The sequence below is a fragment of the Marinomonas sp. KMM3893 genome (assembly GCF_004352855.1).
GTDB lineage: Bacteria > Pseudomonadota > Gammaproteobacteria > Pseudomonadales > Marinomonadaceae > Marinomonas > Marinomonas arenicola.
This window is the reverse complement of sequence record NZ_SJSC01000003.1, coordinates 385821-398381: the sequence shown is the minus strand read 5'-3', so window position 1 is coordinate 398381 and position 12561 is coordinate 385821. Positions and strand designations below refer to the sequence as shown.

Sequence of the window (12561 nt, the reverse complement as noted above, 5' to 3'; positions counted from 1 at the left end):
CTAACTAACCTTAAGCTTGCCTTGTCGAAGCGCCTCATGAACCTGCGCTTTTGGACCATCTGCAATTAATCGACCGTTATCCATCACAATAATTCGATCAACCATGTCCAACATTGACGCTTTATGAGTGATCAGTATCAAGGTTTTGTCTTTAACAACATTCATCAAACGACGCTTCATTCTTGTCTCAGTGGTGTTGTCCATAGAAGCCGTCGGCTCATCTAAAATCAAAATCGGCGGATCGAATAACAAGGCACGTGCGATGGCAATACTCTGACGCTGACCACCGGATAATTGCATGCCACGCTCACCAACAATACTGTCTAAACCACTGGGTTTGCGGTTCGCAAACTCAGACACGCCTGACAGCTCAGCGGCGCGCAAAATGGCTTCGTCTTCCATGTAAGGAACACCCATGACAATGTTGTCGCGTATGGAACCATAAAACAGGGTCACATCTTGCGATACGGAGCCAACATTACGACGTAAGTCTGTTGGGTTAATTTGGCGAACATCCACACCATCGACACGAACCGCGCCATCCATTGGTGTATAAAGCCCAGTCATTAACTTACCAAGCGTTGATTTACCAGAACCGATCCGGCCAATAATCCCCACCTTTTCACCAGACTTGATGTTGATGTTAATCGCACTGATTGCCGCTTGTTCTTGTTCAGGATAAGCAAAACTGACGGCATCAAACTGAAACGCCCCTTCAAATTTAGGACGGTGAACAAACTTCACATCATCTGGATTTTCGACTGGGGAATTCATGATTTCGTTTAACGCAGTAAAGGCGGACTTAGCTTGATTATAACGAGTGGCTAATCCGGCCACTTGCGCCATAGGCCCAAGAGCACGACCGGTTAACATAACTGACGCCACCAGCGCCCCCATGCTCATATTGCCCTCAGAAATCTGATACACACCGACGATGACGATGACGACCGTCGTTAGTTGCTGTGCCATCGAGGCAAAAGACGAACAAGATTGCGCCAATTGACGGGTTTTTACCCCCCAATCCGCAATGTTACCAACGGCATTTTCCCATTTCTGCTGCAACACACCTTCTGCGTTGTTCAACTTAACGCTCTCGGCGTTATACAAACTTTCAATCAGTACGGCATTCTTTTGCGAGGCCGTTTTTTGGCTTTCTTCAATTGAACGACGCAGCGGTATTTGGATAATCACGCTGTACATAAGAATCAAGAAGATGGTGATAATAGGTATGTAGCCAACCGGGCCACCAATCAACCAAATCACACCCACAATTAAAAACATAAAAGGGATGTCTACTAACGTAGTAATGGAAGCCGAGGTAATAAAATCTCGTATACTTTCAAATTCTTGCAGGTTTTTAGCAAACGCCCCAACCGATTGTGGACGAGATGCCATGGTAATGTTGTTTACTTTAGAGAAAATCGAAGCTGATATCAGAATGTCCGATTTTTTTCCTGCGATATCAATAAAGTACGCTCGTAATGTGCGTAATAAAAAGTCGAACATATAGACAACCGTCGCGCCAATCGCCAATACCCACAAGGTATCAAACGCGTTATTGGGCACCACTCGGTCATAGACATTCATCACAAAAAGCGGGCTGGCGACCGCAAAAATATTAATCAGCAAGGAGGCAATAAACACATCGCGGTAGATCCGCCAAGACCGCGTAATGGTTCCCCAAAACCAATGTTTCTTACTGGCTTTTTCACTCTCTTTTTCTGAGCGTTTATCAAACTGATAAATCGGTTTAACGAAGAAACAATAGCCACTGTAGGACGCCATCAGCTCAGATAATGGCAATGTAAACTCACCCTCACCGGCTTCAGGACGCATGATGGTCGCTGTTTTATCCTGTTGATTGACGCTCAACAAAACACACGCTTGCTGGTCTTTTAACAATAAAACCGCAGGCAACACCATGCTTGGTATTTTTAGTAAAGGTCGTTTAATAAATCGCGAGCTGATACCAATGCGTTTCGCGGCGCGCTTGAACAGCGCAGGCGTCATATCGTTATCTGTAATCGGCAGCCCTGCCGCGATTGAGTCGGCGGAATAAGGATTATGGAAATATTTACTGAGCAATACGAGACAATCAAGAAGCGGATTTGGGTACTCTAAGTCGCTTCCTTCTACTTGCCATTGAGGGGCTGAGGCAGGCTCATCTGTTGTCGCTTGGTGCGGCGCATCATCAGGTAGCTCTTGCTTTGCGGCAGAGCCAGTGTCTTCTTGGTTTGAGAGAGTATCAGAGCTCTGTTCTTCTTTCACATTGACGTCAGCTGGCGCTTCGTCAGAAGCAGAAGTATCACCTTGCCCTGTTCGAATGGAGTCAGACATACTTCCTTTTACTCCTTAAACATAAAAAAAACATAAACTTAGAAATCGACTTCAGATAGTTATAGTCTAGAATAGAGCTTATTAAGTAAGATAGAAAGTCAGATTCTTGAACTATACAAAATAATACAATGGGGAAACGCTGTGCTCTATGCAAAAATAAATAAGGATGGCGACATTATAGATGTAGCCACAACACAATCAAATGACTACAAGCTGCTTGTTGCGCCAGATGACCCAGTTGTTGCCGCGTTATTAGAGTCTAAATTCAAAAGCACTGAAGAAAGCACCCAAGAACTGCTGAGTGGTTCTGACGGCGACATGATGCGAATCATTGAAGACTTGATCGATCTATTGAGTGAAAAGCGCATTATTCAATTTACAGAATTGCCGATGGCTGCTCAGAAGAAATTATTGAGTCGAAAATGGGTGCGTGGCGTTCACAACGGCGGCGAAGACAGCCTGATCGACGATGAGTTTGCCAATAACGACAATGACTCCTTGATTTAATCCAGGTGAGCAGCCCGATATAAATCAACAAGTCATTGTTTATTCAGAGCCCTTGAGTGGGCTTAGCCTTATTGGCTTTACATATCTTGGGCTCGGTCAACAACAAAGCCTTGTCCTGCCGCAATATCAAACTTCGCCAATCGACTTAATTGTTGCTCGCTTTCAATCCCTGTCGCAATCACTTGAATATTCAAGCTGCTAAACATCTTACATAAGATATGCATGAAAAAGGATTCAGACTCTTTGCCCGTGGCCATCTTAGTATACGATGGGTCTACTTTCACATAATCTGGCATGAGCTGCTGTAAATAATGGAAGGTGGTAAATTGCTTACCCACATTGTCTACACCAAAACGCACATCATGTTTTCTTAGCAGTTGAGACAAGACGAACACCTGCTCTTCAGCCGCAAGTACGTTTTGCTCGGTGACTTCAAAGACAAGCTGATGACGAAGCGCGCTGTCTAACCCTTGCAGGGTATGATCCAGCCAGGTCATGAATTCAGGTTTTGAATAAGAAGATGCCGCCAGGTTAATCGCTAACGCTGGCAAGGGCGTACTTTTGCGACGTCGAATAAACTCAATAACACGTAAGATAACCACTTTATCCAGTTGATCACCAAGGTCAAACTGTTCAGCCAAACCGATAAAGTAGCCCGCATGGTATTGTTTTCCCTCGTGCTCTAGACTGGCAAACACTTCCTCATGCATCACTTTTTTATCTTCTTCAAAAAACACCACCTTCTGTTTTCTTAACAGGAAGGCTTTATTGGCAATCGCTCGCTCTAATATTTCTTTCCAAGCCAGTCGACCAATGGCCGTTTCTTGCCCTGTAATGGCATCAAAAACACGGCTGATATTCGCGCCATTGGCTTTCGCCTCCCGCAGCGCCGCGTCGGCTTGCGCCATGGCATTAGAACGACTCACCTTACCGCTTAATGAGACAGCGCCAATATTCGCAACCGCATCGCCATAGGAGATCTGGTTTGGAATCAGCGTCATCAAGCCGTCCAAGATATCATCGACGACGCGCTGTAATCTGGCTTGATCAATATTGGGAATCAAAATAATGAAATCAGCACCAGACAAGCGTGCAATAGACGCTGAAGAGGCCACGCTTTGCACCTTCTCTGCCATGATCTGCGCAGACGCACGAATAAACATATCGGCCGCTTCATACCCGCGCTCATTATTGAGCTTGCCCAGATCAGAGAGATTCACCAGCAACAAGCCATCCATAGTACGATCATTGCTGGCAAAATAAGATTTGGCTTGGCTTTCAAAAAAGTGACGATTGCCTAATCCACTAACCGGGTCTTTAAAGGCCTTAGCTTGCAACCACTGCACTGTTTCGGCTTCGGCGTCGAAGTCTTTTTCTAGTTTTTCAGTCAATCGATTCATCGACTGTACGACGGATTTTAGCTCCCGGGTTTTAGGCAACTTGTCCATCTTAATAAATTGACGTTGCTGAATCGCTTCCGCTTGTTTTTCCACTTCGGCTAAAGGCTTAAACAAATACCGCAGCGCAATACTGCCAAACAAGATGGTCATCACACCGATAATCACAAACGACAGCAATAAGTCCCTACTGGCTTCCCATAATTGGTAATAGCCGTAACCCGCGCTACCGGTAATGTACACCTGACCTAGTTCATTCCAACCATTAGAAATCACCGCATTGGCCTGTGGTACATCAAAACTGATTAACTTAATAAACCACTGTGGTACGCCGTTAATTTTGGTCTCGTTTGCACGCACAATGTCTTTGTCTGTGGCGTACACATGAATACGTACTTCAGAAAAATAGCCACTGTCAAACACCGCATTAATGGCACTGTCCACCGACGCGTAATCTTCCTTCGCCATAAAGTCTGACACAGTCATACTGAGCGAGGTTGCCGAATCTTGTGTTGTCGACTCAAGCTGATTAATCAAATAGCCTTTTGTTGTATTGAAGTTAATCCCCATCACAACCACTAGTATTACTGAAAAAATGACAACAATCGTCATCATTAACTGGCGAAATAGCGTCACTCTGATTCTCCTAGTTATTGTACGTAGCGAGTCGGTTGTTTAAATCGGTCCAGAGACTCAAGCGCGATGAACCTCCCACCAGTTGCCCGCGTCCTTTTTCTTTTGAAAGCCACAGATTTTTCGCGTTAAAAGAGTAAATAGGCAATAAATCCGGGCGCTGGGAGGCTGGTTTTAACGTTTTATCTAAATTATCCAAAAGAACAGGGATCGAGGTTGGCTTATGATAATACGCCAACACCATATGATGCTGATTGAGAGTCAGCGACTTAACGTACACTAAACGCAGTTGCTCATCTGGCACACCTAGCTCGCGCAACGCAAAGTATTTCGCAATGGTAAAATCTTCGCAGTCCCCTCCTCTTGTTGCGAGAAACTCAATCGGGGTGGCCCAATAATCTTCTTTGCCCCAATGTTTAATATCACTGACAAAGTCCATCATATTAAAAAAATTATTCACCTTCGCTAGTTTCTCGACAATCGGCAGGTCTTTGGATTCATCAATCATCGCTCGCCAAGCAAAGATCCGTTGCTCTGCACTCCTGCCATATTGTTTACCCACTTTTTGAGCGATGGCAAAATATTTATCAGAAATATCAGCATACAACCAAAATTGAGGAATAACACACAGAATCAATGACAAGCATACGACCCGTTTATTAGGCCGTATACTTTTCAGGAAGGAAAACAAAGAAACAAGCAAGCGCAGCACCTAAAGCCTTATTTAGACGCTTTAGCGGCGAATGCAGCAAGCTGTTCTGCGGTGGCGGCAGGCTGATACTTGTCTTTCCACTGCGCATAAGGCTCACCATAGACATATTCTCGGGCGTCTTCATAAGCCACTTCAACGCCTCTCTCTTCGGCTTCTGCGACATACCATTTACTCAAGCAATTACGACAAAAGTCCGCCAAATTCATCAGATCAATATTTTGCACCGACTTGTTATCGTCCAAATGTTTCAAGAGACGACGAAAAACCGCGGCTTCAATTTCAGTTTGCTTATCCATGAAAGTACCTTAATGTTTAATTTCAATAGTGGGGACCGGTTGCTTATGCTCGCTCGGTTGACGACGCCATTGCCACTTTATGGATGCGACCATGAAATCTCGAATTGGTTGCATTTCTTCTGCGGCGATTTTCTCAACGGCATAACAGCAGGCCTCTAATGTAGACAGAGCACAGGCATTTGGAGATTTACGAATTTCGTAATTAGGCGCAGGCGGAGACGCAAAATGCACACTCGGTATAGAATGAAGAAATGGCTGACTCAAATAGAATCGTTTTGCCTTTCGCCATGTTGCATCAATCAGAATAATACCCTCAATGGTCGCCGCTACGTCGCTTGTTAAGGCTTCAATCGGTTGCGCCTGTTCAGCGGGATACAGCACTCGCCATTTCGTCAGATCTAACGCCTGTAAACGCTCTGGTAACCTAACATCATCCATCCCTATGCATTCTACTTGCGGCAACACCAAGGTGAGCAAAGCCACCGTATTCTTAGCATGCTTTGCTTCTTTCGGGTCCTGCAGCACAATAATTCGCAACCCGACTTGTCGAGGCGCTGGCAATAAGTGGCAGACACATTGCGCGGCTAAAAAATGGCAGCGAGTACAGGTTTGTCGTTTACTGCTGCCCATCAGTTAACACTCATCCTTAAGACAACTTTTCTAGGTACGCTCGCACCACATTATCCCAACCTAGGTCTAACGCTTCCGCGGTTAACGCATGACCGATCGACACCTCTGTAATGCGCCCAGGCTTGCATAAGCGTTCAATGTTCAGCAGATCTAAATCGTGACCGGCATTGACACCAAGCCCTACTTCTAAAGCGGCTTGCGCTGTGTCTTGATAGCGCTGTGCAATCGCTTCAAAGTGTTCGTCTCCATAATGGTTCGCGTATTCTTCGGTGTAAAGCTCAACGCGGTCCGCACCCACTTCCTTGGCCAATGCCATGTTGTCGGCGTCAGGGTCCATAAACAACACCACTCGGATGCCTTTCTCTTTTAGTTTCGCAATCACTGGGCGCAATGCATCTTGGTCGCGGGCAATGTTCCAGCCATGATCTGATGTCAGCTGGTTAGGGTCATCAGGCACGAGCGTGCATTGGTGAGGTTCCACTTCAAGCACCACACTTAAAAACTGCTCGTCCGGAAAACCTTCAATATTAAGCTCAGCACCAGGGTAGCTTTTTAACAGTTCTTTTAAATCGTAGGCGTCTTGGTACGTCGCATGGCGCTGATCGGGTCTTGGATGAATGGTGATCCCAAACGCCCCTAAATCCAAGGTGCGTTTTGCCATCTCGACCATGTTAGGGTAATTTCTGCCACGAGAATTTCGAAGTAAGCCTATTTTATTCAGGTTAACGCTTAAGTGTGTCATTTCACTTCTCTCGATCTGTCTAAATGTATTTCATCGCATTATAAGACAAAGCCTTAGCAGACATCACTAAAATACCACATCAATTCCTCTTATCGACCCCGCTCAGCCTCCTATCCTTGTGGTAAACTTCCCGCCAATAGATAGGAGTAGCCATGCAGTACGAACCATTCCAAACGATTTATGATCGCGCCGCGTTACGACACGGTGGCCAACAAAACCTTGAACAGCAACTGACCAAACCTGCCAGCGTGGCACAACTTTACCAACAATCAGATGATCGTTGGTTGGCCGCTTTTTCGCAGAAAATTTTTCAGTCAGGCATTAATTGGCAAGTGGTAAGAAACAAGTGGGAAGGTTTTGAAAGCGTTTTCTTTGGCTTCGATATTGAGAAAATGTTACTGATCCATCATGAAATGTGGGAAGAAAAAGCCAAAGATACCCGCATTATCCGTAACTTCGGCAAAGTCATGACGATCCGTGAAAACGCCTTTATGATCCATGAATGCCAGCGTACGCACGGCTCCTTCGCCAAATTTGTTGCCGATTGGCCCACCAGCGACATCACAGGCTTATGGACCTACCTGAAACAACATGGCCAACGACTCGGTGGTAACACAGGCCCGTATACATTAAGAATCATGGGCAAAGACACCTTTCTAATGACACGAGACGTCGAAGGCTACTTACGCCTGCACGATATTATTACCACAGGAAAAGACACAAAATCCGCTCTACTGGCCGCTCAAACGGCTTTTAACCATTGGCAACAAGAAAGCGGCCGATCGCTAAATGAAATCAGCCAATGCATCGCAATGAGCGTCAATTAACTTTAAAAATCACCGTTTAGGAGAAAACATGGCCGACCTGCGCATCGATATCATTTCAGATGTTGTTTGCCCTTGGAGCTATCTAGGGTATACCAGATTGAAGCAAGCAATTGACCAATTGGGCGACGATTATCGCATTGATATTCGCTGGCAGCCCTTTGAGCTGCACCCTGACATCTCCCCAGAAGGGGAAGACAGAGAAAGCTACCTAACAAAGCGCTTTGGTAGCCAAGAGAGACTAAATGAAGCCACCCACGCGCTGCAGCAAGTTGGCATAGAAAATGGCATCACCTTTAACTTCTCTGAAAAAGATCGCCTGCCAAACACCAAGCTAGCACATCAATTTATCTTAGCCGCCAGCAAGGTCGATTTGGCAACGCCTTTGGTGCTTGCCCTTTTCCACGCGCACTTCACGCTCGGCCAAGACATTGGCAAAAAAGCCAAGCTGGAAGAAATTGCCCTAAGCATTGGCATGCAAGACAATGACATTCAGTACGCTTATCAAGAAAAAGCGCTCACTATTGTCAATAAAAAAATAGCACGCTTAAAAAGCCTGGACATCACCTCTGCCCCAACCTATGTGATCAATGATCAATACATGGTCCATGGCGCCCACGACCCAGAAGCCTTTCTAAAAATTCTTCACGACATTGCCAACAAAACACCGACAGCCTAACCTCTTTTTTGTACGAATTAGCCTTTAGGCTAATTCGTACAAAATTCACTCAAAGTTAAAATCTATCAAAGAAAATAAATAGATAAATTTTTATCCGTTGATAATCATTTGCATTCGAACTAGAATCGCATTATTGGAACATTAACGAGAGTGATTTTCATTTATGTACGTATGTCTTTGTAACGGCGTTACCGATGGCCAGATTAAACAATCCATTCAAGAAGGTGCGACGACCATGAAAGCCCTGTATCAGGAAACGAATCTGGGGAACCAGTGTGGGAAATGCTGCCAATGCGCGAAAAAGATATTAAACGATGAGCTTCTGCAGATTGCAGAAACCCAGTTTCAAGCCGCTTAATGATTTACATTTGAGACTGTAGGTAGTTTTCCAAACCAGATGAGGCAATAAGCATCTGCTGTGTTTCTAACCAATCAATCTGCTCTTCCTGCTCTTCTTGAATATTTTCTAGTGCATCTCGACTCATGAAATCGAGCTTGGTTTCGCACAATTCAATGGCGTCTTTTAGCACGACCAAGGTATCCAGCTCCAACGCCAAATTCGCAGCAATCATCTCTTCGCTGTTTTCGCCAATGCGTAACCGACCTAAATCCTGAAGATTCGGTAAGCCTTCCAGAAACAAAATTCGCTCAATCAATCGATCGGCATTTTTCATTTTCTGAATAGACGTTTTATAGTCTGCTTTATCCAGAGCACTAAAACCAAAATCTTTAAACATGCGAGCATGCAAAAAGTACTGGTTAATGCCCACAAGCTCATTGGCCAACACCTTGTTCAAGCTCGCTAGTACTTCGCGATCACCTTTCATAAAATGCTCCCTTATTTGCCCATTTGTGACTGGATATAGTTCTGCATACCAATTTTGTCCATCAAGCCAAGCTGTTGCTCTAGCCAGTAGACATGATCTTCTTCGGTATCAAACAAGAGTTTTTCTAGCATTTCGCGTGTTTGATAATCCTTTTCCTCTTCACACAAGGCGATCGCTTCACGCACACAAGCAACCACTTCAAGCTCTAGAGTCAGGTCATTGGCCATGGCAGAACGCACATCAGAGCCAACCAACAAATCACGTCGCTTCGTCATGCATGGCACGCCCTCAAGAAACAAAATTCGTTTGATCAACCAATCTGAATGCTGAGTTTCTTCTTCCATCTCATGATTTAATCGCTCGTAGAGCTTATCCATGCCCCAATCATCATACATACGTGAATGAATAAAATACTGGTCAATGGCCGCCAGTTCGTTTGCTAATAGCTTATTCAAGCCATCAATTACCTTTTTGCTACCTTTCATTTCACTCTTCCTCATTCCTATCAGGGATGTCCGTTTAATGCTTTTCGTTTAATGCTTTTCGTTTAATGCTTAGCGCCCAACTCATGAGCTGGCGTAACCACACCAGCTCATCTTTACTCTAGTTCAATTTTGCTATTTTTCAGCCACGTCTTCTACGCCACTGTCGCCTTTATTTGGCTTACCTTCACCCACTTTAACGTCGAGGGTATCAATGCGCTGGAAGCCTCTTGGCAATTTCAAACCACGACGTCCACGCTCACCGATGTAATCCTGTAGATCTTTTTCCGTAAAGGAGATAAAGCGCTTGCCTGCGTACGCCATCAACAGGTCGTTAGGCAACACACACGCCATGGAGACAAGCAACTCTTCTCGCTCTGCGGCACGCGCACTCGGAATGCTCAACATTTTATTCCCTTTGCCTTTCGCCATTTGTGGCAAAGAAGCGACATCAAACACCAGCATGCGACCTTCATTGGAGATCACCACCACGCGCCCTGATTGCGGATTTTCAACCAACACCGGCGCCATAACCTGCGCGCCTTTTGGCAAGGTCAATGTGGCTTTACCCGCTTTGTTTTTCGCATAAAGGTCTTTTAGCTGTGCCACAAAACCGTAGCCTGCATCGCTTGCAATAAGGTAATGGGCCTCTTCGCTGTCTAATACCGCTGCGACAATAGTGACGTCTTTCTCAAGGCTGATGCGCCCCGTGATGGGCTCGCCCTGTCCGCGTGCAGACGGCAAGGTGTGCGCCTTCATAGAATAGGTACGCCCATTCGATGCTAACAGCACCAACGTCTGATTTGAGCGCCCTTTGGCGCTGACCAAGTAACCGTCGCCTGATTTGTAGCTAAGCCCTTCTACGTCAAGGTCATGCCCTTTACCGGCACGAATCCAGCCTTGCTTAGAAATAACCACAGTAATAGGGTCATTGGACAGTAGGTCTTCTTCATTGAACGCTTGCGCTTCCTTACGCTCCACAATTGGGGTTCGGCGATCGTCACCAAACGCATCAATGGCTTCGCGAATTTCTTTTGAAATAAGCTTCTTCAATTTGCTATCAGAAGACAGCAAGCTTTCTAGTTGCAAGCGCTCTTTCTCAAGCTCATCTTGCTCCGCTTTAATACGCACTTCTTCAAGCTTCGCCAAATGACGCAATTTCAACTCTAAGATGGCTTCAGCTTGAATGTCGGTGAGGCCAAAACGCGCCATCAACTCCACTTTGGGCTTTTCTTCAGTACGGATGATATCGATCACTTCATCGATATTCAGAAAGGCGACCAATAAACCCGCCAAAATATGCAGTCGACTATTTACTTTATCTAAGCGGAACTGCAAGCGACGACGCACCACATCAATGCGGAAACGCAGCCATTCTGACAAAAAGTTTTTCAGCGGTTTGACTTGTGGCAAACCATCCAAACCAATCACATTCATATTAACGCGATAGGATTTTTCTAAATCGGTTGTCGCAAAAAGATGCGTCATCACAGAGTCAATATTAACCCGGTTAGACTTGGGCACTATGACCAAGCGCGTCGGATTCTCATGATCAGATTCATCTCGTAAATCCACCACCATCGACAGTTTTTTAGCGGGGTTTTTATCCTGCATTTGAGCGGCAATTTGCTCAAGAATCTTGCTACCAGACACCTGGTGAGGCAATTCATGAACAACAATCTCGCCCTCTTCTATCTCGTAGCGGGCACGCGCTTTAATTTGCCCTTTTCCGGTTTCATAGAGTTTACGAATGTCGCTACGGGGTGTGACTATCTCGCCCCCTGTTGGGAAATCAGGCCCTTGAATGAAACCAAGAAGATCATCCAATTCTGCTTTTGGGTGATTCAATAAATGAATGCACGCCTCACCCACTTCTCGTAAGTTATGAGGAGGAATGTCGGTCGCCATCCCCACCGCGATCCCCGTGGTACCGTTGAGCAATAAATTGGGGAGACGCGCAGGCAACACCGACGGTTCCTGCAAGGTGCCATCAAAGTTAGGTACCCAATCGACTGTACCTTGGCTCACTTCACGCAATAACACATCGGCGTATTTAGACAATCGCGATTCGGTATAACGCATGGCAGCAAACGATTTAGGGTCATCGGGTGCCCCCCAGTTTCCTTGTCCATCGACCAAAGGGTAACGGTAGGAAAACGGTTGCGCCATTAACACCATGGCTTCATAACACGCGCTGTCGCCATGGGGGTGAAATTTACCTAACACATCGCCCACAGTTCGAGCGGATTTTTTGTACTTAGCAGACGCCTTTAAACCTAACTCGCTCATCGCATACACAATACGACGTTGTACCGGTTTTAGCCCATCGCCAATATGCGGTAAGGCACGATCCAAAATCACGTACATTGAGTAGTTTAAGTACGCTTTTTCTGTATAGTCTTTTAATGAAAGTGTTTCATTCGACTCGAAGTTTGACAGCTCACTCAAGGAGAATTTCCTTCTACAGCGTTTTTCAGTGTGTCGTTAGTAGCACA

The 12561-nt window shown here is 45.5% G+C and carries 13 protein-coding genes; 4 read left to right on the top strand and 9 right to left on the bottom strand.

Annotated elements, in window-relative coordinates; translation table 11 throughout:
- Positions 1-2337 (bottom strand): type I secretion system permease/ATPase, encoded by a 2337-nt coding sequence (locus tag E0D71_RS09740; protein ID WP_133003115.1) that lies wholly within the window; start codon positions 2335-2337, stop codon positions 1-3.
- A 141-nt stretch (positions 2338-2478) separates the two neighbouring features.
- On the opposite strand from E0D71_RS09740, the gene E0D71_RS09735 reads away from it, so the two are divergent.
- Positions 2479-2844, top strand: a complete 366-nt coding sequence (locus E0D71_RS09735; protein ID WP_133003114.1) for a hypothetical protein — start codon at positions 2479-2481, stop codon at positions 2842-2844.
- A gap of 77 nt (positions 2845-2921) precedes the next feature.
- Here the strand turns inward: E0D71_RS09735 and E0D71_RS09730 are convergent, their stop codons facing one another.
- The 5 genes from E0D71_RS09730 to E0D71_RS09710 form a co-directional block, all read right to left on the bottom strand.
- The gene (locus E0D71_RS09730; protein WP_133003113.1) at positions 2922-4877 is read right to left on the bottom strand and encodes an EAL domain-containing protein; all 1956 of its coding nucleotides are present in this window, start codon (positions 4875-4877) and stop codon (positions 2922-2924) included.
- Between the two features lie 10 nt (positions 4878-4887).
- Positions 4888-5517: a transglutaminase-like cysteine peptidase gene (locus E0D71_RS09725; RefSeq protein ID WP_243712010.1), complete on the bottom strand. Its 630-nt coding sequence runs from the start codon at positions 5515-5517 to the stop codon at positions 4888-4890.
- A 77-nt stretch (positions 5518-5594) separates the two neighbouring features.
- Positions 5595-5882 (bottom strand): DUF1244 domain-containing protein, encoded by a 288-nt coding sequence (locus E0D71_RS09720; protein ID WP_133003112.1) that lies wholly within the window; start codon positions 5880-5882, stop codon positions 5595-5597.
- 9 nt (positions 5883-5891) lie between these two features.
- On the bottom strand, positions 5892-6512 hold the full coding sequence (locus tag E0D71_RS09715; RefSeq protein WP_133003111.1) for a tRNA-uridine aminocarboxypropyltransferase: 621 nt from the start codon (positions 6510-6512) through the stop codon (positions 5892-5894).
- 16 nt (positions 6513-6528) lie between these two features.
- Positions 6529-7254 carry a pyridoxine 5'-phosphate synthase gene (locus E0D71_RS09710; RefSeq protein ID WP_133003110.1) on the bottom strand — a complete coding sequence of 242 codons (726 nt, stop codon included), beginning with the start codon at positions 7252-7254 and terminating at the stop codon, positions 6529-6531.
- Positions 7255-7406: 152 nt separating this feature from the next.
- Here E0D71_RS09710 and E0D71_RS09705 point away from each other — a divergent pair, with 152 nt between their 5' ends.
- The 3 genes from E0D71_RS09705 to E0D71_RS09695 all read left to right on the top strand — a co-directional run bounded on the left by E0D71_RS09705 (position 7407) and on the right by E0D71_RS09695 (position 9115).
- Positions 7407-8081 (top strand): DNA-3-methyladenine glycosylase I, encoded by a 675-nt coding sequence (locus E0D71_RS09705; protein WP_133003109.1) that lies wholly within the window; start codon positions 7407-7409, stop codon positions 8079-8081.
- A 28-nt stretch (positions 8082-8109) separates the two neighbouring features.
- Complete coding sequence (locus E0D71_RS09700; protein ID WP_133003108.1) at positions 8110-8757, top strand: DsbA family oxidoreductase; 648 nt, start codon at positions 8110-8112, stop codon at positions 8755-8757.
- 163 nt (positions 8758-8920) lie between these two features.
- On the top strand, positions 8921-9115 hold the full coding sequence (locus E0D71_RS09695; RefSeq protein ID WP_133003107.1) for a (2Fe-2S)-binding protein: 195 nt from the start codon (positions 8921-8923) through the stop codon (positions 9113-9115).
- A gap of 4 nt (positions 9116-9119) precedes the next feature.
- On the opposite strand, the gene bfr (E0D71_RS09690) is transcribed toward E0D71_RS09695, so the two are convergent.
- The 3 genes from bfr (E0D71_RS09690) to parC all read right to left on the bottom strand — a co-directional run bounded on the left by bfr (E0D71_RS09690) (position 9120) and on the right by parC (position 12514).
- Positions 9120-9584, bottom strand: coding sequence for a bacterioferritin (bfr, locus tag E0D71_RS09690; RefSeq protein WP_133003106.1), 465 nt, complete (start codon positions 9582-9584; stop codon positions 9120-9122).
- An 11-nt stretch (positions 9585-9595) separates the two neighbouring features.
- Entirely contained in the window at positions 9596-10069 is a 474-nt protein-coding gene (bfr, locus tag E0D71_RS09685) for a bacterioferritin (protein ID WP_133003105.1), read from the bottom strand.
- Between the two features lie 132 nt (positions 10070-10201).
- Positions 10202-12514: a DNA topoisomerase IV subunit A gene (gene parC, locus E0D71_RS09680; RefSeq protein ID WP_133003104.1), complete on the bottom strand. Its 2313-nt coding sequence runs from the start codon at positions 12512-12514 to the stop codon at positions 10202-10204.
- Positions 12515-12561: the final 47 nt, after the last annotated feature.